Here is a 25905-nt window from a genome sequence, read left to right on the forward strand (position 1 = left end):
AGGCTCGCCCAGGATGAACCACTCGCACACCACTCCCCCGCTCGACCCGGCGCCGGGGTACCGCATCGCGGACTGGGAGATCACCGCCCTCATAGGCTCGGGCAGTTGGGGCAGCGTGTACGCGGCGAAGAAGGTCGTCGAAACCGCCGTCGGCGGCACCGCCGTCGCCATCAAGCTGCTGCGCACCGACCTGCTGACCCCGGGACAGCGTGCGTCGATGGAGGAACTGGCCCACAAGGAGGCGCAGTTCAGCACGGAAGCGGACCACCCCCACCTCGTACGCACCCACGCGGTCGTGACCCTGAGGGATCCGGAGCGGCCCGAGCTGGACGGCATGACGGCACTGGTGATGGACCGTGCCGAAGGCAGCCTCCAGGATCTCCTCGCGGCGGGCGGGACAGGACGGCCGCTGCCGGAGGCCGAGCGGATCCTCAGCGGGGTGGCCGCCGGGCTGGCACACATGCACACGCACGGCTGGATCCACGCGGACCTCAAACCGGCGAACATCCTCCTCGGGCCCGAAGGAGCGGTGTGGCTCGCGGACTTCGGGCTCACCGTGGAGCTGGAGGGCACGCACGCGTACGTTCCGCCCCTGGGCTCGCTCGACCACGTACCCCCGGAGTGGTGGTCGGAGCGGACCGGTGTCCACGGCACGACCGTGCGGAAGACGGCGGACATCTGGGCCTTCGGTGTGCTGGCGCACCAGGTGCTGACGGGCGGCCTCCATCCGTTCCCCGGCAGTACGGCACGGGCCCGCTCCCTGGCCGCGCAGGCCTACGCCAACGGTTCGGCTCCGCTCCGCCTCGACGACTCCCTGGAGCCGGAGTGGCGGAAGCTGATCGTCGAATGCCTGGCCCCGGACCACGCCTCCCGAGCGGCCCTGGACGCGGCTGAACTGTCGCGCAGGGTCGGCGCGTTGCATGTGGAGCGGCTCCCCAGGCCCCTGTACCGGCGTCCGGCGGTCGTGCTCGCCGCCGGCCTCACCGCCTGTGCGACGGTCGCCGCCTCATTAGTGGCCTTCGCGCCCTCGGACGGCAAGGACACCCCCGAGAAGTCGAAGTCCTCGGCGACCGGGACCGCGCTCGCCGACACCGCCCTGCCCGGGGCCATTCCCGCCGACTCCGATGTGCCCGTCCCGCTGCGGCGGATCATCACGGATGCCGCGAAGCGGTGCACGGACGCGGAGGTCACTCCGGCGTTGCTGGCCGCGATGCTCAAGGCCGAGAGCGGTTTCGACCCGAAGGCGTCCCGGGCCGCCACCGGGGAGCACGGCATCGCGATGTGGACGCCGGCGGTGTTCAAGGCGTGGGCCGTGGACGGCGACAAGGACGGCGACAAGGACTACATGTCGCCTCCCGACGCCATCGCGACCATGTCCGTGTTCACCTGCTGGCTCGACCAGCGTTTCAAGCAGAACGACCTGCGGGAGAACCTGCCCGGGCTGATAGCCGCCGGCTATCGCACGAGCGACCGGACCGTCATCGAGGCCGGTGGTGTACCGAAGGCCGTGCAGCCCTACGTGGACGAGGTCCTCGCCAACCTCAAGGACTACACGCCCTGACACACCGGGCCCGGGGCCGCTCCTGACACACGTCAGGAGCGGCCCCGGGCCACCCCCGCCTAGCGTCGCGGATCATTCCGTCACCGCACGCAACAGGGGGCACATGATCATGCGGCATCTCTCATCCATCCGCAGCGGGCCGAAGGCGGCGCGGCGGGCACTGCTCTCCGTGAGTGCCCTGCTGCTCTGTCTGGCGACAGCGGCCACCACCGCGACCGCCGCTCCGGGCGGCGCGACAGCCGACGCCGAGGGCACGGTGTCCGCCGCGGCAGCCCAGGTGCAGGTCCCGGCCGATGTCACCGCCGGGGTCGCGGTGTACGACCGGCAGACAGGGACCTTCACCGACCAGCTCAACGCGAGCATGCGGTTCCGCTCGGCGTCCGTCGTCAAGCTGCTGCTGGTGCTCGACTTCCTCTGGAACCGCGGTCCCGACTACACCATCCCCGCCGCCGACCGCGCCCTGCTGGAGCCGATGCTCCGCAGCAGTGACGACGACGCGGCAAGTCACTACTGGGAGGTCAACGGCGGCCCGGCGATCGTCACCCGCATGGTCCGCGAACTCGTTCTGAGCGACACCGCCGGTCCACCCGCCGGGTACGAGGGCTACTGGGGTTACACGGCCGTCTCGGCCCGCGACACGGTCAAGATCTACCGCTACATCCTGGAACAGGCACCGGCTCCCGTACGGGAGTTCATCATGTCCAACCTGCGGCAGTCGACCCGCTGCGCCTCCGACTCCTTCGACCAGCACTTCGGCATTCCCGGTGCCTTCGACCGGCCCTGGGCCGTCAAGCAGGGCTGGTCGGGCGACTACGAGGCCGGCACCTGCGGTCCCGGTAACACGAAGAAGACGGAGCCGTCGTCCGCGTCGAAGTCCACGGGACCGAAGGCCGCCGGGTCGAGGGCCGCGGAACCGGTGAATCTGTCCCGGCCGGCCCTGCACACCACCGGCACGGTCGGCGCGGGCGACCGGACCATCGTCGCCGTCCTCACCCTGCACCCGATCGGCACCGGCTACGGCAAGGCCTACACCGACATCGGCAGGCTGACCCGCAGCCTCGACGTGCCCGGCGCGACGAGGCCCACGGGAAAGTGGTACGGCACCTGGGGAACGCGGGTCGGCGTCCGTGACGCGGCGACCACCGCCTCGGGCGTCCGGACGCGCCTGCCCGCCGGTGCGGAGGTCCTCATCAGCTGCCAGAAGCAGGGCGAGACCGTCTCCGTGCCGCCGTACACCAACAACTGGTGGGCGTACCTGCCCCAGTACGGCGGCTACATGTCCAACATCTACGTCAGCTCACCGGACGACAAGCTGCCCGACGTACCGGTCTGCGTCTCCTGACCCTGAGTGGTTCGGCGCCAAAGGGGCGAACGGGCAAGGACTTTGAACACTCACAGTACAAAGTATGGACATGCCAAGTGAAAGCCCCTTAGGTTGGCGGCGCACCGCAGCCACGTCAGAAAGACCGGAACGCAATCCGGCACGGTCCGGTCCCGCTTCATGGAGGACCGTTGTCCCACCATCAGTTCCTGCGTGCCCGAAGACTCCTCACCTCCCTACTGACCGGGGCCGTTCTGACCGGCGGCCTCCTGGCCGCCCCCGCGTCCTCGGCCGCCTCGGACGTCTCGGCGGCGGACATCCCGCCGCAGGAGCCCGGGGTCACGCTGCGCGTGTTCGACGTGCAGACACCGCTGAGCAAGCTCTGCACCCTCAAACCCGGACAGACCCCCAACCACGACGCGCTCAAGTCGACCGTGGACTGGTCCACGACCGATGACTTCGGCGGCTTCTCCGACCGTTTCGTCTCGGAAGTGACCGGCTATCTGGTCGTACCGAGCGACGGCACCTACGGGTTGCGCCTCACCAGCGACGACGGCTCCCGGCTGAGCATCGACGGCGCCGCTGTCATCGACCACGACGGACTCCACGGCGCGGAGCCCAAGGACGCCTCCGTCCAGCTCACCGCGGGCTCGCACCCGCTGCGCATCGACCACTTCGAGCGTGACGGCGGACAGGAACTGCGCCTCGCCTGGCAGCCGCCGGGCGCGAGCGACTTCAGCACCGTGCCGCGCGAGGCGCTGAGCACGGATGCCGGCGTCGTGCGGGTCACGGCACCCGGCCGCAAGGAGTGCGAGGCGAGCGGCGACACCCCCGGTGACGGCCTCCCGCTCACCGACGTACGCCCCGACCTGACCCTCACCGACCTGCGCCCCGACGGCTTCGAACCGCAGGTCACCGGAATGGACTGGCTGCCCGACGGACGGCTGGCGATCAGCACCTGGGGCGGCTCCGACAACGTTGCCGGTGAGGTGTACCTGCTGGACAACGTGACCGGCGCGACCAGCAAGGACAAGGTCACCGTCAAGAAGATCGCCGACGGGCTGCGGGAGCCCATGGGCATCAAGTACGTGGACGGTTCGCTGTACGTCTCGCAGAAACACGAGCTGACCCGGCTCGTCGACAAGAACCGCGACGACGTGGCCGACGAGTACCGCACCGTCGCGACCTGGCCGTACGGAAAGAACTTCCACGAGTTCGCCTTCGGACTCCTGTACCGCGACGGCCACTTCTACGTGAACCTGTCCGTCTCCATCAACCTCGGTGGCGCGACCACGGTTCCGCAGCCCGCGCCGGGCCGCGGGACCACGTACAAGGTCAGCAAGAAGACCGGGAAGATCAGCCCTGTCGCGGGCGGGCTGCGCACTCCGAACGGGATCGGCTGGGGACCCGAGGGCGAGATCTTCGCCACCGACAACCAGGGCGGCTGGCTTCCCTCGTCGAAGCTCATCCACGTCAAGAAGGGCCGCTTCTTCAACCACTACACCGAGCCGTCCGGCCCCTTCGACGCGGCCGAGCCCACCAATCCGGTGCTGTGGCTGCCGCAGAACGAGATCGCGAACTCGCCCTCCACACCCCTGTATCTGAAGAAGGGGCAGTTCGCGGGTCAGATGCTGATCGGCGACGTGACCTACGGCGGCCTGCAGCGCGCGTACCTGGAGAAGGTGAAGGGCGAGTACCAGGGCGCCGTCTTCCGCTACACGCAGGGCCTTGAGGCCGGGGTCAACCGCCTCTCCCTCGGTCCCGACGGCTCGCTCTACGCCGGTGGTCTGGGCGCCGACGGCAACTGGGGTCAGGAGGGCAAGCTCAAGTTCGGCCTGCAGAAGCTCACTCCCAACGGCGGCAACACCTTCGACGTCAAGACGATGCGCGCCGTGCCGGGCGGCTTCGACCTGACGTACACCAAGCCGGTGTCCGCGAAGACGGCCGAGGAGCTGGCCAAGCACTACAAGGCCGAGCAGTGGCGGTACACACCGACCAGCGACTACGGCGGCCCGAAGATCGCCGAAGAGGTGCTCCCCGTGCGGTCGGCCGAGCTGTCGAAGGACAAGCGCACCGTGAAGCTGCGCCTGGACAACCTGAAGCCCGGCCGGGTCGTGCACCTGCGCTCCCCGCGCCCCTTCACCTCCGAGTCCGGTGAGTCGCTGTGGAACACCGAGGCCTGGTACACGCTCAACGCCATGCCCGGCAAGCAGCCGCCCGCCGCCACGCAGTACGAGGCCGAGGAGGCCCGGCTGACGGGCACGGCCGGTATCGCCACGGACCACCCCGGCTACTCCGGCAGCGGCTTCGTCGCCCGCTACAACACGGAGGGCAAGGTCGGCACCACCTTCGACGTGCAGGTCAAGAAGTCGGGCACCTACGACGTCAACCTGCGCTACTCCAACGGCCCGAACCCGTTCCAGGGAACCAAGTCGCTCTCCCTGTACGCCAACGGGAAGAAGCTGCGGCAGGTGAAGCTCGCCTCCACCAGTGACTGGAACTCATGGTCCACCCAGACCGAACCGGTGAAGCTGCGCAAGGGCGACAACACCATCTCCTACCGCTACGAAGCCGGGGACACCGGCCATGTCAACCTCGACCTGATCACCGTCCGCCCCCAGGGCGCGTCCCTCGCGCTCTTCGACGGGACCGCGGCCTCGCAGTCGCAGTGGCAGCACACGGACGGCCGGCGGCTGGAGTGGCCGCTCGCCGACGAGGGCTCGATGGAGGTGTGCTGCGGTGACATCCGGACCATCGACGCGTACCAGGACTTCAAGCTGCACGCCGAGTTCCGGGTCCCGCTGCTGCCCGACGACGTCACCGGGCAGAACCGCGGGAACAGCGGGATCTTCATCCAGGACCGCTACGAGCTGCAGATCCTCGATTCCTACGGCGACACCACGCTGGACACCAACGAGGCCGGAGCCATCTATCTGAAGAAGGCTCCCGACGTGAACGCGGCCAAGGCGCCGGAGACCTGGCAGACGTACGACATCGTCTTCCGCGCCGCCCGCTACGACGACACCGGCAAGAAGACCGCGGATGCCCGGCTGACCGTGGTGTGGAACGGCCGGAAGGTGCACGACGACATCACCCTCGACAGCCCCACCGCCTCGGGCCGGGCCGAGACACCGTCGACGGGAGCGATCCGACTGCAGGACCACGGGAACAAGGTCCGGTTCCGCAACATCACGCTGGAGCCTCTCACGTGACCGAGGTGAGGTGACCCGAAGCGATGTGAGGTGAAGTGACCTGAGGCCGGGTCCGGTTGACGCCGGGCCCGGCTCTCGTACCTGGGGCCTGCCGGGGGCCGGGGGTAGTGCCTGCGGTACCTCGGGGTGGGCAGCGTATGGGTTCGTGACGACCCCGGTGCGCACGGGAATCTATAGCCATGACGCGACGCAAGGCAGTAATCATTCCCTCGGTCCTCCTCACCCTCGGCGCCGTGGCGGTCGCCACCCCCGCCATCGCGGACGCGGTGAAGGGCTCACCCACTCCGGCTCCGGTCCCGGCATCGACCACACTCTCCCGGTCCGCGGCCTCCGGACAGAGCCTGGAGAGTGTGGTCGACGCCATCGAGCGCAGTGCCCGCCCTTTGAGGAGCACCGATCCCGAAGGCGGTCTGCGGGATCTGGACGCGCTGGGACGCATGGTCGGGGACGCCGACGTGGTGGGCCTGGGTGAAGCCACCCACGGTTCGCAGGACTTCTTCCAGATGAAGCACCGGCTGTTCCGCTACCTGGTCGAGAAGAAGGGCTTCCGGACCTTCTCACTGGAGCTGGCCTGGAGCAGCGGCGTGCGGGTCGACGAGTATGTGCTGTACGGCAAGGGCGACTTGAAGGACATAGCCCGCGAGGAGTTCCAGGGCGCGTACCGGATCTGGAACAACCAGGACTACATCGACCTCATCGAGTGGATGCGCGACTACAACCGCACTCACCCGAAGGACCCGGTGCGGTTCATGGGCAATGACATGGGCTACGCGGGGCCGGAGTCGTACGAGCGGGTGACGGACCATGTGGCCCGTGAACACCCTCAGCTACTGGACCAGGTCACCGAGCTCTACCGCGGGCTGGCCCCCACCACCGACGCCGGCACCTACAGCGACGCGTACCTCAAACTGCCGCTCGCCGAGCGCGCGGAGCGGGCCGAGCGGACCCGGAAGGTGTACGAGCTGCTGCGGGACCGGCGTCCGGCGCGCGGCGACAAGCAGGCGCACCTGTGGGCCGTGCAGCACGCCAGGGCCATCCATCAGATGGCCGAGGGTTACTCCCTCGACGTCACCGACGAGGCCGAGGTGACGAAGATGATGAGGATGCGCGACGAGGTGATGGCCGAGAACGTGGCGTGGTGGCGCAAGCACACCGGCGACAGGATCCTCCTGTCGGCGCACAACACCCATGTGTCCTACGACTCGTTCGACGAGCGGTACCCCAAGACCCAAGGGTCCTTCCTGCACGACTCGTTGGGCAAGGAGTACGTCAGCATCGGCTCCAGCTTCCACCAGGGCGCCTTCAAGGCGTTCGGCACCGACGACAACGTGATGCGCACCTACCGGGTGGGTGCCGCGAAGCCCGGCTCCAACGAGGACACCCTGGACAAGGTCCGACAGGAGGACTACATCCTCGACATGCGTACGGCTCCGAACGCCGCCCGTGCCTGGCTGGCGAAGCCGCGCGTCACCTACAACATCGGCGCGGGATGGCCCGACCCCATGACGTACAGGATCGGCCTCGGCAAGGCACACGACATCCTCATCCACCTGAACGAGGTCGAGGCCACCGAGTACCTGGGCACTCCCTGACTCACGATCACACCACCCAGCACCACACTAGTGTCGCCAGAAACTAGCTGTGTATCTTCACCGCACCCCTTGTAGGCCCAGAAGTGTCGACAGTACCGTGCAGTCGAACCTCGCCTGCAGGCCTTCTCCATGGGTTCGCCCGCCGTCCTCGCCGGCGCCGTTCGCGGCGCCGGCGACGGTCGGCCATGCCCGAATGCACTGGAAGACAAGGGAGTTCACAGTGGTACGCAGAAGCAGCACAGGTGCGGACCGGCCGGCCGGGGCGTCCGTGATGGACCAGGACGTCACCTACCGGGCCCGCCCCCGCGCTCTCCTCGTGGCGATCGCCGGTCTCGCGGTCACCCCCGCGCTGACCACCCCGGCCGCGGCACATTCCACGAAGCACACCGCCGCACACGTCACGAAGGGCGGCAGGACCCTCACCGTCGGCTCCGGGGAGACCTTGGAACTCACCGCGACCACCACGGTGAGCACGCTCACCATCAAGGAGGGCGGGGTCATCGCCGCCCCGGAGGGGTACCGCCTCACCCTCACCGTCAACGGCGTGGAGACGGGCGGAAGACTGAGCGAACTCACCGACGGTCACGGCGGGTTGGCCACCGCCGTCGCCCCCGGCACCTACCGGGGCAAGGTGGTCCTGGACGTCGCCGTGGCCAACGACGTCACCTTCAGCGACCTCAGCTTCCCGATCCGGCAGGCCCTCTACGTCGACGCGGGCGGTGTCGACGAGGGCAGGTCGGTTCCTTCCGACGTGCGCGGCGGCACCGTCACCGACACCGCGGCGCGCGACGTCACCCTGCTGTCCGACGGCGAGTCCTTCAACGGCGTGTACGTCACGGGCGGCGGCTCCTACACCCTGACCCGGCCGAAGATCGCCTTCGACGGCAACGGCCGCTGCGACTTCATCGGTTACGGCGCCTCCGTCGTCGGCACCGGAGAGGGCACCAACCTCGTCGTGGACGGGGCCGTCATCAAGAACGAGGGCGTGGTCCGCACCGCGGTCATCGCCGACGCCACCGCCAACGTCGTCGTCAAGAACTCCACACTCCACTGCGCCGACGGCAGCCACGTACCCGCCGAGTACCCGGAGACCGGCACCGGCGACACCCGGTACATGATCACCGTGCCGTGGATGCTGGGCCTGTCGGGCAACGTCCGCACCACCAACCTGCTCGGCGCGAGCACCCGGGCGTCGTACGTCAACTCCTCGATCACCTCGGAGAAATGGGGCGCCCTGTCCGTCGACGGCGGCAGCAAGTGCACCCTCACCGCGATCAACAGCCACATCGGAAACACCAAGGGCCAGGGTTACGGTTCCTACGCCATCGGCAGTGTCACCGAGCACTTCCTCGGCTGCACCTTCGACGTCGGTGACTACGCCCTCATCCACTGGGGTGCCTCGGCCCACTACGGCGACAGCACGAAGGAGGCCGTGGCGGCACTGAACGACTCACTGGAAATCGGCCTCACCAAGGCCGAGTTGAGGAAACTCCCGGTCCGCCCGACCGTCATCGACGCGGGCCGCTTCATGGTTCTCTGGTACGCGGCCGGCTCGGTCACCGTCGACGGCGGCACCCGGGTCAGGACCGGCAGGACCACCTTCATGTGCAAGGCCGTCGCGGCCGAGGTCACCGTCGACGGCTCCGAGGGCGCCACCCTCAACCCGGGCAACGGCGTCATCTTCCAGCTGATGGACACCGACCGGCCCAGCAGCGTCCCGGTCACCGGCAAGCCCTGGAAGACCGAGATGACCGGCACCTACACGGAGCCCACCGGCTCCCCCGCCAAGTCGTCGACGTGGGTCACCACCAGCGCCCAGGCCACCGACGCGACCGCCTCCTTCACCGACATCGACCTGAGCGGCGACTTCTACAACGCCGTCCGGGGCGGCGGCAACGCGAGCCTCCAGGGACAGAACCTGGTCCTGGACTTCACCCGCTCCACCCTCAAGGGCGTCATCTCGGCCACCACCACGAAGCACCGGGTCCCCACCATCACCATCGCCGAGTACCGGGAGATCAGCGAGGTCACCAACACCGTGTCCCCGGTCGTCAACAACGGTGTCGTGGTGACCCTGGGCAGCGGCTCCACGTGGACGGTCACCGGCACGTCCCACCTGAGCGCGCTGACCCTGGCCGCCGACGCCGCCGTCAAGGCCCCGCGGGGCAGGACCGTGACGCTGACGGTCGACGGCGCACCCACCGCCATCGAGGCGGGCCACTCCTACACGGGGGCACTCACACTGACGGTCGCGTGAACCGGATGTGACCGGGCGTGCCCGGACGTGAACCGGCCCCCGGGATGTCACCGCATCCCGGGGGCCGGAGTCCGTTGCCCCGCTCCTATCGGCGTCGGCCGTTCTTCTTCAGGAACGCGACCAGCAGACGGTTCCAGGCGGCAGGCTGTTCCCAGTGCGGGTTGTGGCCGGCCTCGTCCACCACATGGGTCCGCGCCCTGCGCAGATACCGGGCGTTCAGGCGCATGATCGACGGCGGGCTGTACAGGTCGCCGTCGCCGGTGATCAGCTGGACGGGCAGTGTCAGTGTCCCCAGTGCCGCCCAGGTGATGGTGTGCGCGAGGGACTGCGCGAAGGCGTCGGCAGTCCGGGCCCGCGCGTTGACGGCCAGCCAGGCCGCCACCCCGTCGAGGTCTCTGCCCCGGTAGGAGGGCCCGAGTTCCTTGACGGCCACGGGCAGGTCCCCGAACGGGTCCGGCTGCAGCCCCTCGGTCAGCTCCAGGTACTCGGCGTCCTGCACGCCCATGATGCTGCCGGAGACGGTGAGGCTGAGCAGCCGGTCCTCGTGCGAGAGCGCGTAGTCGATGGCCACAGGGCCCCCGGCGGCCGCACCGGAGAGGTGGAAGCGGTCGAGCCCGAGATGGCCGGCGAGCGTGTCGAGGTCCCCGGACGCGGTGTCGGCCTCCGCCTTGGTGCCCGCCACGGAGCGGTACGCACCCCGCCGCGAGTAGCCGATGACGCGGTAACCGGCCGCGGCGAGGACGGGCTGCTGGTACGGCCAGCTCTCCCCGCTGCCCGAACCGGGGTGCAGCAGCACGACCGGTTCACCGCTCCCGCCGGTGTCCCAGCACCACAGACCGCCGCCGCCCGCGACGGGCACCTGGTACTCGGTGACGGGCCGCTGGGCGGGCACCGGAACCGGCTCCCACGGAGGACCGCCGCCGGATGTGCCGTCGGCGGTGCCGGACGCGGCACGGGCGGTTCCCGCTCCGGCGCCGGTCGCCGTCAGCGCGGCCAGGACGGTGGCGCCGCCGACCACGGCCCGTCTGCTGAGGGCCGAGGCGGGTGATGGAGTCCTGCTGTCGTTCTCCACTCTTTTCCTCCCATAGGATTCGTACGGTTCGACTGTTTTTCCGTGCAGGTGTCGACAGGGGGTACCTGATCGCCGCCGGAAGTGATCTCCGTATGCGGTAGTGTCGACACCGTTGAGCCACCTTTGAGATCTCCCGACTGAGATCTCTGGACCCGAAACAGGGGGACACGGCGCATGTCGGATCAGGACACGCACCTGGTGCTGGAGCGGCTGCTGCGGCTACGGGACCGACGGGAACCGCTGGTGGCGCAGATCGCCGAGTGGGTCGGCGCGGGCATCATCGAGGGCCGGCTGCAGCCGGGTCAGGACCTCAACAGCGTCGAGCTGTCCCGCCGCTTCGACACCAGCCGCACCCCGGTGCGCGAGGCGCTGATGCTCCTCGAACAGGAGGGCCTGGTCGAGATGAAGGCGAGGCGCCGCCCCCGCGTGGCCGCCCCCTCCCTCACGGACATCAAGGACATCTACCAGGTACGCCGGCAGCTGCTGTCGATGCTGGCGGGCCTGCTGGTCCAACGGGCCACCGACACCGAACTGACCGAGTTGCGCACCCGGGTGGAGGCGATGCGCGAACTCGCCGACGCCGCCGACGTGGACGCGTACTTCTGGAGTCATGTCCTGCTCCAGGAGCGGATGACCGAGATCGTCGGCAACACCACCCTCAAGCAGATCCTGGACTCGCTCGCCCTGCGGACCCTGATGCTGCGGCACCTGAGCCTGACCCGCCCCGGCCGGCTGGCCTACAGCGTGGACGACCAGGAACGGCTCATCCAGGCCTGTGAGGAACGGGACGGGGAGCTCGCCTCGGCGCTGATCGCCGGTGCGACCGTGCGGGCGCTGCGGGCCGTGGAGGAGCAGATCGAGCAGGACACCCCCGGCAGCGGCAAGGCCACCCGCAAGCGCCGCTCGGCCGACTGACCTGCCCGGCCCCTCACTTGGCGAGCACTCCGCCGTCCACGGGGAAGTTCCCGCCCGTCACCCAGGTCGACTCGTCGGAGAGCAGATAGACCGCGCACCAGGCGATGTCCTCGGGCCTGCCGACCCGGCCCAGCGGGATGCGGGCGAGGAGTGCCTCCTGGGCCGCGCCCTCGTGGGCGCCCGCCGACTCGGTGGCGGGGGTGCGGACCATGCCCGGCGAGATGGTGTTGGCTCGGATGCCCAAGGGCCCGCCCTCCACTGCCAGTTGACGGGTCAGTCCGAGTACGGCGGCCTTGCCCGCACAGTGTGCGACCATCCCGAAGGTGCCGCTGCCCCGGAAGGCGTTGACCGAGGCGAAGTTGACGATCGAACCGCCCCCGGACGCCTCCAGGTGCGGCCAGGCGGCCTGCACCGGCAGGAAGACGACGTCGACCTCGCCCCGCATGGTCGGGGTCCACTGCGTGTCGAAGTCCATCTCGGCCGCGGTGGCCATGTGCGGGGCGATGGCACCGGCGGTGACCAGGGCGTCCACCCGGCCGTGCAGTGCGAACACCTCGTCGGCGAACCGCCGGGCGTCGGCCGGGTCGGTCATGTCCAGAGAGGCGAGCACCTCGACGGCGAGACCGCGGTCGGCGGCGAGCTTGCGGGTGCGCTCGGCGGCGGCCGGATCCACGTCGCAGCCGACCACGGTGGCACCCTGCTCGGCGAAGAGCAGCGCACATCCCTGGCCGATGCCGGCACCGGCGCCGGTGACCAGGGCGACCTTGCCGTGCAGCCGGCCGGTACCGGGCTCTGCCGTGGACCCGGGGCGGGGAACGGTCACGTTGTCCTCCTGAGAACGACATGCGAAAGGGAGTGGGGGAAGGGCGGTGGTGGCGGTCATCCGCCGGTGCCGACCGGCAGTTCCACCTCCAGCGCGACCAGAAAACGGGAGACCATGCTGTACGCGGCTGCCGTGACGGTCAGTTCGACCAGCTCGGCCGGGCCGAAGTGCGCGCGCAGGGCGTCGAAGACGTCTGCGGGGACGTGCACGTCCCGGGTCATGGCGTCGGTGTAGGCGACGACCCGGCGTTGGCGTTCGTCGAGTTCGGGACGGGTGGCGGCGTCCTCGGCGCGGAGCGCGTCGAGGTGCCGGTCGTCGAGCCCGGCGGCGCGCGCCTCGCCTTCGTGGGCGGCCCATTCATAGGGGGCCCGGTTGAGTACGGCGATGCGCAGAACGACGAGTTCGCGGATGTCGGCGGGCAGGGTCATACGTTGCCGGACCGCGCCCAGCAGGCTGTTCCAGCCGTCCGCCACCTGCGGACTGTGCAGCAGCATCCGGTCGAGGGGGCGCAGTGTGCCGCCGCGCCGCTCGCGGATGCGCTCCGCGATGTCACCGGCTCCGTCGGTACCCGGGAGTCGAGCCACGGGCCGTTCCCTTCTGAAGTCTCCAGGTCCGTCCGGTGAGTGACGGACCGTCACGCGGGCGGCGCCGGCCGGCGCAGGACGTCCTGGCGCACGGTGTCGCCGAAGAACATGGCCGGTGAGGTGTCGGGTCCGGTGAACCGCGGCCAGGGCGGCAGACCCGGACCGCCCGGATCGCCCGTGGCGACGAACCGCGCCCAGGTGTCGGCCATCAGCGCGGCCAGTCGCCGGTCGGTGTCCTCCCAGGGCCAGCCGGGCCGCCGGTCGAGATTGTCGAGTACGTACGGGAGTTCAGCGGTGTGGTAGACGCCCAGGTCGGGCCGGTCGGGCGCGTCGGCCGGGCCAGGCGGCAGCGGGGGCCGCCGGTCGAACCGGTAGAGCCAGGTCGGCGTCCCCGTGGCGGCGTGCGATCGCGCCCACTGCCAGACGGGTCCCACGAACCGGGCGTCGCCCACGGCCTCGGCGCTGTCGACATCGAGGGCTGCACCAGGGGCTGCGGAGGCGGCGTACACCGTGCCCTCGTCGCGGTTGGTTCCCACCAGCAGCGGGACGCGGTGCTGGCGGCCGGTGTCGAAGACGGCGTCGGTCGGTTCGGTGAGGATCCTGCCGTCGACGACGGGCCCGAAGTGGCCCCGCACGATCAGTTCGACGCCGGAGATCCTGCGCAGCGTCTCGACGTCCCGGCCGCCGAACTCCTCCGCGTAGGCCAGCCCTCGCTTCTGTGCCTCGGCCTGGCCGGGCAGCGGGCCCTCCGCCCGGCCCACACCCGAGGCGCTCTGGCCGAGGGCCGCCCTGAAGTGGGGACGGGCCGCCGGTGCGGCCATCAGGTGGCAGATGTGGGCGGCGCCCGCGGAGTTGCCCGCGAGGGTGACCCGGTCGGGGTCGCCGCCGAAGGCCGCGATGTGGGCCCGGACCCAGGTGAGGGCGGCGGCGATGTCGAGGAGACCGTAGTTGCCGGAGGCGTCGAGGTCGTCCTCGGCGGCCAGGCCGGGGTGGGCGAGGAAACCGAGGGCGCCGAGCCGGTGGTTGAGGGTGACCACCACCAGGCCGCGGGTGGCCAGGGCGCGGCCGTCGTGGATGTCCTGGGAGCCGTGTCCGTAGCGGTTGCCGCCGCCGTGGATCCAGACCATGACGGGCAGGCCCGCGCCCGGGGCGGGATCGGGTGTCCACACGTTGAGGTACAGGCAGTCCTCGCTCATCACCAGCGCGCGCCGGTCGGCGAAGTTGGTCCGGTACATGACCGAGTCGCTCGGTGGCTGCGGCTGCAGCGGTGCCGGACCGAACCGCTCGGCCCTGCGTTCGCCGTCCCAGCGGGCGGCGGGCCGGGGTGGCCGCCAGCGCAGGTCGCCGACCGGGGGTTCGGCGAAGGGGATGCCTCGGAACACGCCGACCGGGCCGTCCCACTCCCCCACCAGCCGCCCGGCACCGGTGCGCGCCCTGGGAGCGCCGGCGCCCCCGGCCCGTACTCGCGGGCCGCCCGCTGCGGTCCCGTTCGGTCCGGGACCGTTCGCGGGGAGGCTGTTCCCGCGAGGGCCGCTCATGCCGGGGCCGGTCACGCCGGTGCCTTGTGCAGCGAGCCGTTCTTCATGATCGCCACGAGTCGGTCGCGGTCCTGGAGAATGCTGATGTCGTCCAGCGGGTCGCCGTCGACGAGGACCAGGTCGGCGAGGAAGCCCTCCCGGATCAGGCCCAGTTCGTCGCCCATGCCCATCACCTGGCCGCCGTACCCGGTGGCGGCGCGCAGGGCCTCGGCCGGGGTGAAGCCGAACCAGTCGACGAACAGTTCCAGGTCGCGGGCGTTGCGGCCGACCGGGTTCCAGGCGAAGCCGTAGTCACCGCCCGGGACGACACGGATGCCGCGCCGGACGAGTTCGGGGACGACCTCGCGGACCGCCTTCTGGGTGGCCTCGACCTCCATGCCGGGCTCGGGCTCGCTGTCGGCCTCGTGCAGGTTGGCGTAGATGATGCCGGGGGTCGGCGCCACGAACAGCCGGTCGCGCGCGGCCTCCAGCAGGTCGAGGGCCTCCTCGTCGGCGAAGGTGCAGTGGTAGACCGCGCGGATGCCATGGCGTACGGCCATCTTGATCGACTCGGCGGCGTGGGCGTGGGCCGTCAGCCAGACGCCGCGTTCACGGGCCACCGCCGCTGCCGCCGCGACCTCCTCCTCGGTGAACTGCACGATCCGTGAGGTGCCCTGCACCACCGCGCTCTCGCCCGACAGCGACAGCTTGACGATGTCGACACCCAGGTCCGCCATCTCACCGACGAAACGGCTCACCGACCCGGGGTCGGAGGCCCGGCCGTCGATGCCCGGGAAGTCGTACACCCCCGGTTCGACCATGCCCGCGGTGCCCTCCCAGGAGGCCGCCTTGAAGCGCGGGCCCGGCATCCATCCCTCGTCGAACGCCTTGCGGGCGGCCGTCTCGGTACGGGGCAGGCGGTTGCCCCCGGAGTAGGCGCTGGTGAAGCCCTGGTCCAGCAGGACACGGCCCGCGTGGGCCACCAGCAGGGCCTTCTCCTCGTCGGGCTCGTCCCGGCGGCGGGACCGGTGCTCGACGGTGGATCCGAAGCCGAGGTGGGTGTGGGAGTCGACCAGGCCGGGGATCAGGGTGCCGCCTCCGCCGTCCACGACCCGGGCCCCGGACAGGCCGGTGGCCGGGATCCGGGCGGCGACGGCGGTGATGCGCCCGCCCTCGACCAGGACCTCGGCGGGGAAGGGATCCCGTCCCGTCCCGTCGAAGACCCGGACTCCGGTGAAGACGGTCCTGCCGCTGCTCCTGTCGCCGGTCCTGACACTCGTCCTGTCGTCGCTCATCGTGCGCTCCTGAAGGTGTGCCGCATCTCGCCCAGGTCTCCGATCCTGCTGACGAGGGTGTCACCGGTCCCTATGAAGCGCTGGGGGGTGCGGCGGTTGCCGACTCCCGCGGGGGTGCCGGTGAAGATCAGGTCGCCGGGGCGCAGCGGGCAGATCGCGCTGAGGTGGGCGACGAGCCGCGGCACCGGGAAGATCATGTTCGAGGTGCGGTCGTGCTGGACGGTCTCCCCGTTGAGTTCACAGGTCAGTTCCAGGTCGTCGCGGTCGGCCGGTTCGTCGACACTGACCAGGGCGGGCCCCACGGGGCCGAACCCGGGGAAGGACTTGCCGAGCGAGAACTGGGCCGGGCGGCCCGCGAGCTGGACGGTCCGTTCGGACAGATCCTGTCCCACGGTGAGCGCGACGACCGGTCCCCAGCCGTCCTCCTCCGGCACCCGGTAGGCGTCGCGGCCGATGACGGCGACCATCTCCAGTTCCCAGTCGACATGACCGGGCGGCAGGTCGATGGTGTCGTAGGGGCCGGCGAGGCAGCTGGGGAACTTGGTGAAGACCAGCGGCTCGGCCGGCTCCTCGTGACCCGCCTCCGTGGTGTGCGGGCGGTAGTTGAGGGCGACGGCGAAGATCTGGCGCGGCTCGGGGACGGGCGCGCGCAGGTCGGAGTCCTTGTACGGGACGGCCGTCGCCGGGTCGACGGCGGCGGACCAGCGCAGCAGAGCCTCCCACTGGCCGAAGACCGCGTCCGGGTCGGCGTCGAAACCGCCGTGGGACACGTCCACGGCGCCGTCGCCGGTCAACAGGGCCAGGCGGCCGGCGAGATTGACGATCCGCATGCCTCTACACCCACTGTTCGGCGGGCGGTTCGGGTGTGCCGTGCGCGTCCTGCCAGGAGACGACTCGGTTGCGCAGTACGCCGAGCTTCTCGATCTCGGCCTCGACGACGTCACCGGGCTTGAGGTAGTTGGCGAAGGGGTCCTCGGTGCTCGCCGCGACACCGGCGATGGTGCCGGTGGTGATGATGTCGCCCGCGCTGTAGGTCTGCGGGGAGTGGTAGGCGACCAGTTGAGGAATCGACACCGACATACGGGCGGTGTTCGACTTCTGCCGTACGTCGCCGTTGACGCGCAGTTCCATGTCGAGGTCGTGCGGGTCGTCGATCTCGTCCGCGGTCACGATGTAGGGGCCGATCGGGCAGAAGGTGTCGATGGCCTTGGAGAAGGAGAAGACACCCGACTCCATCTCCTTGCGCTGGATGTCGCGCGCGGTGATGTCGTTGAAGACCAGGTAGCCGCCGATGTGCTCGACGGCCTGCTCGGCGGTGAAGAACTTGCCGGGCCTGCCGATGACCACGGCGAGTTCGAGTTCGTAGTCCATCTCCCGGGTCAGGTTGGCCGGGTACACGATCGGCTCGTCGTGGCCGATGATCGCGTCCACGTTCTGGAAGAACACGATGCCCTTGTTGACCGGGTGCGACCAGTCGACCCGTACCAGGTCCTCGTGGTGCTCGCGGAAGTTGCCGGCCGTGTGGAAGAACTTCTTGGGCTCGATCGGCGCGCGCAGCCGGACGTCGGCGAGCGGGAACGTCCGCCCGGTCTCGGCGACCTGACCGTCGCTCTCGAAGAACACCCGGGTCGACGGAACGTCCAGCTCGATCACCGTGTCGCCGTCCAGGCGGCCCACGAGCCCGTCGTCGAACGTCACCAGTTTCATCTGACCTCCTCGTAACTGTCGACACTCAGCCTCCATGGTTCCGGTATTCACGTCAAGAGTAGCGTCAAGTGTGGACACATTGCGCCGAGGTCGATTACGGTCCGGAGCATGAGGACGACCATGAGAACGACATGGAACTTCACCGGCACACGCGCGCTCGTGGCCGGTGCGGGCGGAATCGGATCCGCCGTGACCGAGGCCCTGGCGGACGCCGGAGCGGACGTGGTCGTCCTGGACCGCGACGCCGGACCACTGGCCGAACTCACCCGCACGGCCAGTACGGGCGGTGACGGCGATTCAGGTGGCACCGGCGGCACGGTGCGCGGCCTGAGTGTGGACCTCACCTCCGCCGACGCCTGCCACGACGCGGTCACGGACGCCGTCGGAGCCCTCGGCGGTCTGGACGTCTTCGTGCACGCGGTCGGCACCAACGACCGCAGGCCCGTCCTGGAGACGCCCGACGAGGTCTGGGAACGCATCGTCGCCATCAACCTCAGCAGCGGCTTCTGGCTGGGCCGGGCGGTGGGCAACGTCATGGTCCCCGGCGGCTACGGCCGCGTCGTCTACCTGTCGTCCGTCTCCGGGCTCCTCGCCCACCGCGACCACGCGCCGTACGCGGCGACCAAGGGCGGCATCAACCAGCTCATGCGGGTCATGGCCCGGGAATGGGCGCCCCACGGCGTCACCGTCAACGCGGTCGCCCCCGGCTACACCGAGACCGACCTCACCCGCACCTACCTCGCCAAGCCGGGCATGCGTGCCTCGATGGAGGCGCTGGTGCCCGCCGGACGGCTCGGCCGACCCGCCGATCTGGTCGGCCCCACCCTGTTCCTCTCCTCCGCCGAGGCCGCTTTCATCACCGGACAGGTGCTGTACGCCGACGGTGGCCGGACCCTCGTCTGACCGCCGTCCCGCCCGCACGCGTAAGACCGTGATGCCTGATCCGACACCCCTCCGACCTCGTCCCGACCCCTCAAGGAGCCGTCATGACCAACTCCCAGCGCTTCACCGACAAGACCGTGCTCGTCACCGGCGCCGGTACCGGGTTCGGTGCCGAGATCGCCGTACGGGCCGCCCAGGAGGGTGCCGACGTCGCGATCCACTACCGCACCTCGCGTGCGGGCGCGGCGGCCACCGCCGAGCGGGTGACAGCGCTGGGCCGCAAGGCGCTGCTGGTCCAGGCCGACATAGCCGAGCACGACCAGATCCGGCGCATGGCGGACGAGGTGTGGGCCGCGTTCGGCCGGCTCGACGTGGCGGTCAACAACGTCGGCGACGTGGCCCGCGAGCAGATGTCCTGGCGGGACCTCACCGAGGAGTCCGTGGACCACGTCCTCGCGGTCGACATCAAGGGCACCCTGTTGTGCACGCACGAGTTCGGCGCGCGGATGCTGGAGCAGGAGGGGGGCGGCGCGATCGTCAACATCGGCTCGACGGTGGTGGCCCGGGGCAGCGCGCGGGCACCGCAGTACGCCGCCGCCAAGTACGGGATCATCGGCCTGACCAAGTCGTACGCGCACGCTTTCGCGCCCGCCGTCCGGGTCAACGTCTTCGCGCCCGGGTTCATCGAGACGACCGCGACGCTGGGCCGGGAGGACTGGAAGAACGGGCGCGGGGAGCAGCTGCGCCAGGCGACTCCGATGGGGCGCATCCCGGGGCCGGAGGAGCTGGCGGGGGCCGCGCTGTTCCTGGCCACGGAGGACGCGCACCACATCACCGGCGGCTTCCTCATCGCCGACGGCGGCTACAACATGATCGGCGCGTGACGGGAGGGCGACGCTTCTCCGCCGCCGCCCTCCCGGAACGGTTCACCGCTGACGGTGCACTACTCCACCGTGCGGATCAGCTTCTTGTTGACGAACTCCTCGATGCCCGGCCGGCCCAGTTCGCGTCCGAAGCCCGAGCGCTTGATGCCGCCGAAGGGCAGCTCGGCACCCTCGGCGCCGACACCGTTGACGAAGACCATGCCGGCCTCGATCCGGTCCGCGACGCGCTCCGCCTGGGCCGGGTCGGTGGTGAAGACGTAGGAGCCGAGTCCGTACGGGGTGTCGTTGGCGATGCGTACGGCGTCGTCCTCGTCGGCGGCCTGGAAGACCATGGCGACCGGCCCGAACAGTTCCTGCCGGGCGGCGGTGTCCTCGGTGGTGAGCCCGGTGAGGACCCCCGCCGGGAAGTGGGCCCCCTCGCGCCGGCCGGTGCTGTGCAGGGTCGCGCCCTCGGCGACGGCCGCGTCGACCTGGCGGCCGAGGTTCTCGGCGGCGGCCACGGACGACAGGGGCGCGCCCGTCTCCCCGGCGAGGAGCCGGGCGCTGAACTTCTCGACGAACTGCTCGTACAGGCCCTCGACGACCACGAAACGCTTGGCCGCGTTGCAGGCCTGACCGGTGTTGTCGAGGCGCGCGGCGACGGCGGAGTCGACGACCGCGTCCAGGTCGTCGGTGGACAGGACGACGAACGGGTCGGAGCCGCCGAGTTCGAGGACGACCTTCTTCAGGTGGCGGCCGGCGATCTCGGCGACGGCGGAACCGGCCCGCTCCGAGCCGGTGAGCGAGACACCCTGGACGCGCGGGTCGGCGATCACGTCGGCGATCTGCTCGTTGGTGGCGTACACGTTGACGTACGCCCCGGCCGGGAAGCCCGCCTCGGCGAACAGCTTCTCCAGCAGGGCGGCGGTGGCGGGGCACTGCGGGGCGTGCTTGAGCACGATGGTGTTGCCGATCGCGAGGTTCGGGGCGGCGAACCGGGCGACCTGATAGGCGGGGAAGTTCCACGGCATGATGCCGAGCAGCACGCCCACCGGGCTGCGTCGGATGACGGCGCTGCCCGGCCCTGAGGTGACGTCGAGCGGTTCGTCGGCGAGGAACTTCTCGGCGTGGTCGGCGTAGTAGTGGTAGATCTCGGTGCAGAAGCCGACCTCGCCCTCCGCCTCGGCGAGGGGCTTGCCCATTTCGCGGACGATGCTCGCGGCCAGTTCGTCCTGGTGCTCCGCGTGCAGGTCGCCGAGCCTGCGCAGCAGCGCGGCCCGCTCGGTGACCGAACTGGAGCGGCCCCACGCGGCAGCGGTGTGAGCGGTGTCGACAGCCGCGGTGACCTGGGAGTCGGTGGCGGTCGGGTAGGTCTCGACGACCTCAGCGGTGGCCGGGTCGGTGACGGCGTACATACGAACTCCAGATTGCTGCGTTGCGGTCGGGCGGGGTGCTGCCGGACGGTCCGGGCGGTGGTCCGGTCGGGGTGCTGCTCGGCGGTCCGGTCGGCTGCCGTGCGGCTCTCTCCTCACCGTACGGGCCGGCCGTGCGGTCATGGTTCGAGGATCGTCCGCACTCCGGTGTTCGACCGGAGGTCGTCGAAGGCGAGCGGTGCCTCCGCCAGCGGGCGGACCTTCCCGACCAGGTCGTCCAGCGGCAGGCGTCCGGCGAGGTAGAGGCGGGCCAGCTTCGGGATGTCGAGCTCGCCGACACTGGAACCATAGTTGCAGCCGAGGATACGTTTTCCCTGGTCGGCGAGGTCGAAGAGGTCGAACGAGCCGGTGGCGCCGCTGGCGGCCATGCCGACGAGGACGGCCGCGCCGCCGGAGGTGAGCATGGCGGGGAGCGTCTCGACGACCTTCGGGCTGCCGATCGCCTCGAAGGCGTAGTCCACTCCCCCGAGTGCGTCCTGGCACCAGGCGGCCACGTCGTCGCGCGCCCCGTCGAGGGTGTGGGTGGCGCCGAACCGTTTCGCCGCGGCGAGGCGTTCGGGAGAGAGGTCGACGGCGACGACGGGATCGGCGCCGACCAGGGACAGGCCCATCACCACGGAGAGCCCGACTCCACCGGTGCCGATGACGACCGCGGACTCCCCGGGCCGTACTCCGGCGGTGTTCACGACCGCGCCGATACCGGTGGTGATGGAGCAGCCGAGCAACGCGCCGATAGCGAAGGGCAGTTCGTCGGGCACCTGCACCGCGGCCGTCTCCGGGACGACCAGTCGGCCGGTGAAGGCGCCGAGCCCCAGGTAGGGCCAGATCTCCTCGCCGTCGGCACCGGTGAAGGGGGTCGTGCCGTCGGGGAGGGTGTTGGCGACGGCCTTGGTGCCGGTGCACAGCCAGCCCTGGCCGGCCACGCACTTGCGACAGCGGCGGCACGGCGCGAACCAGGACAGCACCACATGGTCGCCGGGCCGGACCGAGGTGACACCGGGGCCGACTCCGGTGACAACGCCCGCGGCCTCGTGCCCGAGGACGAGCGGGCGGTCGGTGGGCCAGTCGCCGGACACGATGTGCAGGTCCGAGTGGCACACGCCGGCGGCGCGGACCTCGATCTCGACCTCGCCCGGACCGGCGGGGCGCAGGGTGACCTCGCGCGTGCCGAGGCCTGCCTCGGGGTCGAAGACGATGGCTGGGGAGGGCTTCGACGACATCAGTGCGCCTTCTCTTCCTGCGTGGTCGGGCCCTCTGTGGTCGAGGCGTACGGGGTCCGGGATTCCGCGGCCGGACTCGTGGCGGGCAGCTTGGTGTGGGGCCTGGCGACCACGACGTACACGAGGCCGATGACGAAGAGCGCGGAGAAGACCAGGATCACGGCCCAGACCTGCATCCAGCTGCCGCCGACGGGGGCGAGCTCCGCGCGCGGCCAGGCGATGTTGACCGCTTCGAACAGCAGCCACAGCACGGCGAGCACGTTGACGACGAGCCCGGTGCGGCCGAGCCGCAGCTGTCCGGCTGCGGGGTTCCAGCGTCCGGAGAGCCGGGCGACGAGGGCCACGACCGCGACGGCCAGGAAGACGAAGTAGAACCCGCCGGAGCCGAACGCGATCAGGGTGGCCGCCGCGTTGCCGTTCAGCCCCAGCAGCAGGCCGAGCCCGGCGAGGACGGCGGTCGCGATGAGGGAGACGTACGGGATCTGGCGGGGGCCGATGGTCGCGAGGGTCGCGGAGAAGGGCAGCTGGCGGTCGCGGGCGAAGGCGTAGACGGCGCGGCCGATGTAGGTCTGGATGGAGATGGCGCACGCGAAGAACGCGATCAGGACGACGACGATGAACGGCTTCTCGCTCCAGCCGCCGAGCCCCTGGGTCACGGCCTCGAAGACCGGGTCGACGGTCGCACCGGAGACGGCGTCCTCGGGGCGGCGCAGCGCGAGGGTCACGGCGAGGCCGGTCAGCAGGACGGTGAAGGCGACGAAGAGGTAGGCACGCAGCAGGGCGCGCGGGACGCTGCGGCGGGGCTGCTCGGTCTCCTCGGCCACCTGTGTGGTCGCGTCGAAGCCGAGGAACGCCCAGCCCGCGACGGCGAGGCAGGTCAGCAGGCCGGCCGTCACCGAACCGCCCGAGACGTCCTGTGCGCCGAGGGTCTCGAAGAGGATCCCGAAGCCGTTGTGCCGGACGAAGAGGAGGAGGATCAGGCTCACCGCGATGGAGGCGACACCCTCGGCGATGATGCCCGCGTTCAGGAAGTGCTTCACGGGGTTGACCCCGAGCAGGTTGATCCCGAGAGCCACGGCGACGAAGACCACGCCGAGGAGTACGTGGAGGGCGGCCGACGGAACGCCGTCGCCGGCCAGCATGTACAGCCAGGTCGCCCCCAGGTAGGCCACCGTGGTCAGTGAGGCGACGGCCGCGGCGAGGTAGATCCAGCCCACCAGCCAGCCCAGGCGCGGGCCGCCCAGTCTGCGCACCCATTGGTAGACGCCTCCCGTGATCGGGAACTGGGAGGACAGCTCGGCGTAGACCACGGCGACCAGCAGCTGGCCGAGGAAGGCCACGACGACAGCCCAGATCCAGGTGGGGCCCGCGAAGACGAAGCCGAGCTGGACGACGGCGTAGATGCCGACCACGGGCGAGATCGTCGCGAACCCGATCGCGAAGACGGCCCACGCGGACAGGGTCCGTTTCAGCTCCTGCTGATAGCCGTACTCGGCGAGTTCACCGGCATCGGTGCGGGGGTCGTCCACGTTCGTCTCCTGACGCTTCCTGACACTTGCTGACGCTTGCTGGCAGCGATGCGTGTGCGGCCGTCCCGCCGGTGAGGGGCTCGACGAGGGGCGGTTCTCGGACCGCGGCCGACCGTATTCGGACAGCAACGCTTATTGGTCGCATGACCAATTGCTTATTGGTCGCATACTCAATAACATTCGCGGCATGACGTCAAGAGGTCCGGAGAAGCGGGTCCGCAAGGCTCCTGCCGAGCGCCGGCACGAGATCGTCGCCACCGCCGCGCAGGTCGGCCTCGTCGAGGGGCTGGAGTGCATCACCCTGCGCAGGGTCGCGGACGAGCTCGGCGTCCGGCCCGGACTCGTCGGCCACTACTTTCCGGCGGCCGACACCCTGGTGGCCGAGGCCTTCACGGCCGCCACCATGGCCGACCTGGACACACTGCTGCCCGAGCGGCCGGACGGCTCCGGTGACGACTCCCCGCGAGCGGCCCTTCGGCGGTTCTTCACGCTGATGTCCAGTACCGAGTTCGACAACGTGAGTCGGCTCTGGCTCAACGCACGGCACCTCTCGCGCTACCGCCCCGGACTGCGTGACCACGTCGTGGCGCAGGAACTGCTGTGGTGCACGCGCATAGAGGAGACGATCACCGCCGGTACGGCATCAGGGGACTTCACCTGCGCCGACCCACGGGCGGCGGCCGTGCGGATCCTGGTGGCGATCGACGGGGCCAGCGCCTACATCAACACCAGCGCCGGCCGGCGCGGGGCTCCGATCGACCACTTGGCCAGGACCGTCGCGGAGGCTGAACTGGGGCTCGGTGCGGGGGCGTTGGAGGCGGCCTGAAATGGGTGGCTGACGCGGGAAGTTGACGCGGGGCGGTTGACGTGGGCACCTCCGGGCGGGCGGGTGCGGCCCGGAGGGCACGGACGGGCGTGATCACGCGGCCGGCGTGAGGCCGGCCGCGTGATCGTGTACGCAGCGCGGTCAGCGGGACTGTTCGGCCACCGGACCGGTGACAGGGCGCGCGCCGCTCTCGCGGCGGGTCAGCGCGGCGAGGGAGAAGGCGCCCGGGCCGAAGAACACGATGAGCAGGAATCCCCAGCAGAAGAGCACCGGGGCCAGTCCGCCGTTCTGCAGGGGGAAGAGGCCGTCCTGCTGGTGCTCCGTGAAGTACGCGAAGGCCATGATCCCCGAGCTGAGGAACGCCGCGCCACGGGTGGCGACCCCGAGGAGAACGAGGGCGCCGCACACCAGCTCGATCACTCCGGCGTACCAGAAGGGCCAGTCGCCCGCCTCACTGGCCTTGCGGTCCAGCACCCCGAAGACCGTGGCGGCGCCCTCGGTGGTGAACAGCAGACCAAGAACCATACGGAACAGGCCCAGAACGAGGGGCTGGCGCGTCGTCAGCCAGTCGTCGAGGCGCGCAGTGGTCATCGATACTCCTCAAAAATGTCATCACTGATCAGAACTGACCAGACGGAACGAGACGGAATCTGACAGATCGAGGGAGACGTGGACCGCGGAGCGCAGGTCTCAGCCCTCAGATGACCGTACGTGTGCGGGGCACTCCGGGTTCAACGGACTTCTAGGTATTTGTCCCTCCGGCTCGGAGCCCCGGGCATGAGAGCCGCATCACCGGCATGTCGAGTTGACTTCGAGCGCTTCAAGTATCGGAGGCTGTTCGCATGTCAGCGACCGGACGGCAAACAGCGGATCTGACCATTCAGGAGATGGCGCGACGCTCGGGTTTCGCCGAGTCCACGCTCCGCTACTACGAGAAGATCGGCCTGCTGGGCGAGGTCGCCCGCGACGAGTCCAGCGGCCATCGCCGGTACGGGCCCGCGACCGCGGATCGCGTCGAGGCGCTGTCCTGTCTGCGCTCGGCCGGGATGACGGTCAGCGGGATGCGGCGCTATCTGGACCTGCTCGCCCGGGGGGACTCCGCGGCGGCCGAACAGCGGGACCTGTTCGCCGGGCAGGCGGAGGTGCTGGCCGCCGACATCGAACAGCTTCGGCTGCGCCTGACGTATCTGCGGCGCAAGGCGGACCTCTGGGACGCCCGGGTCCGCGGGGACACCACCGCCGAGAAGCAGGCCACCGAGGAGGTCCTGCACGTGATGGACCGATTCCGATTCTGAA

The 25905-nt window shown here is 70.2% G+C and carries 21 protein-coding genes; 10 read left to right on the top strand and 11 right to left on the bottom strand.

All coding sequences use genetic code 11. From position 1 onward, the window contains the following. The first annotated feature begins 13 nt into the window (after positions 1–13). The 5 genes from OHS59_RS03465 (at position 14) to OHS59_RS03485 (ending at position 9943) form a co-directional block, all read left to right on the top strand. On the top strand, positions 14–1561 hold the full coding sequence (locus OHS59_RS03465) for a serine/threonine-protein kinase (protein ID WP_328491890.1): 1548 nt from the start codon (positions 14–16) through the stop codon (positions 1559–1561). A 109-nt stretch (positions 1562–1670) separates the two neighbouring features. Further along, a complete protein-coding gene (locus OHS59_RS03470) occupies positions 1671–2903 on the top strand; it encodes a hypothetical protein (RefSeq protein ID WP_328491891.1) in 1233 nt (410 codons plus the stop codon). Positions 2904–3073: 170 nt separating this feature from the next. Further along, positions 3074–6094, top strand: a complete 3021-nt coding sequence (locus OHS59_RS03475; protein WP_328491892.1) for a family 16 glycoside hydrolase — start codon at positions 3074–3076, stop codon at positions 6092–6094. 179 nt (positions 6095–6273) lie between these two features. Beyond that, on the top strand, positions 6274–7686 hold the full coding sequence (locus tag OHS59_RS03480) for an erythromycin esterase family protein (RefSeq protein ID WP_328491893.1): 1413 nt from the start codon (positions 6274–6276) through the stop codon (positions 7684–7686). Positions 7687–7906: 220 nt separating this feature from the next. Then, positions 7907–9943, top strand: a complete 2037-nt coding sequence (locus OHS59_RS03485) for a hypothetical protein (protein WP_328491894.1) — start codon at positions 7907–7909, stop codon at positions 9941–9943. A gap of 85 nt (positions 9944–10028) precedes the next feature. Here OHS59_RS03485 and OHS59_RS03490 read toward each other — a convergent pair whose 3' ends face one another. Next, complete coding sequence (locus OHS59_RS03490; RefSeq protein WP_328491895.1) at positions 10029–11015, bottom strand: alpha/beta fold hydrolase; 987 nt, start codon at positions 11013–11015, stop codon at positions 10029–10031. A gap of 174 nt (positions 11016–11189) precedes the next feature. On the opposite strand from OHS59_RS03490, the gene OHS59_RS03495 reads away from it, so the two are divergent. Beyond that, on the top strand, positions 11190–11930 hold the full coding sequence (locus tag OHS59_RS03495; RefSeq protein ID WP_328491896.1) for a GntR family transcriptional regulator: 741 nt from the start codon (positions 11190–11192) through the stop codon (positions 11928–11930). 13 nt (positions 11931–11943) lie between these two features. On the opposite strand, the gene OHS59_RS03500 is transcribed toward OHS59_RS03495, so the two are convergent. The 6 genes from OHS59_RS03500 to OHS59_RS03525 are packed head-to-tail and all read right to left on the bottom strand — an operon-like array spanning position 11944 to position 17856. Further along, entirely contained in the window at positions 11944–12753 is an 810-nt protein-coding gene (locus OHS59_RS03500) for an SDR family NAD(P)-dependent oxidoreductase (RefSeq protein WP_328491897.1), read from the bottom strand. Positions 12754–12809: 56 nt separating this feature from the next. Further along, positions 12810–13337, bottom strand: a complete 528-nt coding sequence (locus tag OHS59_RS03505; protein WP_328491898.1) for a carboxymuconolactone decarboxylase family protein — start codon at positions 13335–13337, stop codon at positions 12810–12812. Between the two features lie 50 nt (positions 13338–13387). Beyond that, complete coding sequence (locus OHS59_RS03510) at positions 13388–14875, bottom strand: carboxylesterase/lipase family protein (RefSeq protein ID WP_328491899.1); 1488 nt, start codon at positions 14873–14875, stop codon at positions 13388–13390. A gap of 11 nt (positions 14876–14886) precedes the next feature. Then, positions 14887–16149: an amidohydrolase family protein gene (locus tag OHS59_RS03515; RefSeq protein ID WP_328491900.1), complete on the bottom strand. Its 1263-nt coding sequence runs from the start codon at positions 16147–16149 to the stop codon at positions 14887–14889. Then, entirely contained in the window at positions 16146–16979 is an 834-nt protein-coding gene (locus OHS59_RS03520; protein ID WP_328491901.1) for a fumarylacetoacetate hydrolase family protein, read from the bottom strand. Before OHS59_RS03520 ends, OHS59_RS03515 begins: the two co-directional genes overlap by 4 nt. A 4-nt stretch (positions 16980–16983) precedes the next feature. Next, on the bottom strand, positions 16984–17856 hold the full coding sequence (locus tag OHS59_RS03525; protein ID WP_328491902.1) for a fumarylacetoacetate hydrolase family protein: 873 nt from the start codon (positions 17854–17856) through the stop codon (positions 16984–16986). Between the two features lie 108 nt (positions 17857–17964). Between OHS59_RS03525 and OHS59_RS03530 the strand changes: the two genes are divergently transcribed. After that, entirely contained in the window at positions 17965–18759 is a 795-nt protein-coding gene (locus OHS59_RS03530; RefSeq protein WP_328491903.1) for an SDR family NAD(P)-dependent oxidoreductase, read from the top strand. 83 nt (positions 18760–18842) lie between these two features. Next, the gene (locus OHS59_RS03535; protein WP_328491904.1) at positions 18843–19622 is read left to right on the top strand and encodes an SDR family NAD(P)-dependent oxidoreductase; all 780 of its coding nucleotides are present in this window, start codon (positions 18843–18845) and stop codon (positions 19620–19622) included. Between the two features lie 59 nt (positions 19623–19681). Here the strand turns inward: OHS59_RS03535 and OHS59_RS03540 are convergent, their stop codons facing one another. The 3 genes from OHS59_RS03540 to OHS59_RS03550 all read right to left on the bottom strand — a co-directional run bounded on the left by OHS59_RS03540 (position 19682) and on the right by OHS59_RS03550 (position 23783). Beyond that, positions 19682–21016, bottom strand: a complete 1335-nt coding sequence (locus OHS59_RS03540) for an NAD-dependent succinate-semialdehyde dehydrogenase (protein ID WP_328491905.1) — start codon at positions 21014–21016, stop codon at positions 19682–19684. 137 nt (positions 21017–21153) lie between these two features. Then, positions 21154–22254, bottom strand: coding sequence for an alcohol dehydrogenase catalytic domain-containing protein (locus tag OHS59_RS03545; protein ID WP_328491906.1), 1101 nt, complete (start codon positions 22252–22254; stop codon positions 21154–21156). After that, on the bottom strand, positions 22254–23783 hold the full coding sequence (locus OHS59_RS03550) for an APC family permease (RefSeq protein ID WP_328491907.1): 1530 nt from the start codon (positions 23781–23783) through the stop codon (positions 22254–22256). Before OHS59_RS03550 ends, OHS59_RS03545 begins: the two co-directional genes overlap by 1 nt. 187 nt (positions 23784–23970) lie before the next feature. Here OHS59_RS03550 and OHS59_RS03555 point away from each other — a divergent pair, with 187 nt between their 5' ends. Then, on the top strand, positions 23971–24609 hold the full coding sequence (locus OHS59_RS03555; RefSeq protein WP_328491908.1) for a TetR/AcrR family transcriptional regulator: 639 nt from the start codon (positions 23971–23973) through the stop codon (positions 24607–24609). A 141-nt stretch (positions 24610–24750) separates the two neighbouring features. On the opposite strand, the gene OHS59_RS03560 is transcribed toward OHS59_RS03555, so the two are convergent. Then, complete coding sequence (locus OHS59_RS03560; protein WP_328491909.1) at positions 24751–25200, bottom strand: DoxX family protein; 450 nt, start codon at positions 25198–25200, stop codon at positions 24751–24753. 296 nt (positions 25201–25496) lie between these two features. Between OHS59_RS03560 and OHS59_RS03565 the strand changes: the two genes are divergently transcribed. Further along, positions 25497–25904, top strand: a complete 408-nt coding sequence (locus OHS59_RS03565; protein WP_328491910.1) for a MerR family transcriptional regulator — start codon at positions 25497–25499, stop codon at positions 25902–25904. Position 25905: the final 1 nt, after the last annotated feature.

It is taken from the genome of Streptomyces sp. NBC_00414 (assembly GCF_036038375.1).
Classification (GTDB): domain Bacteria; phylum Actinomycetota; class Actinomycetes; order Streptomycetales; family Streptomycetaceae; genus Streptomyces.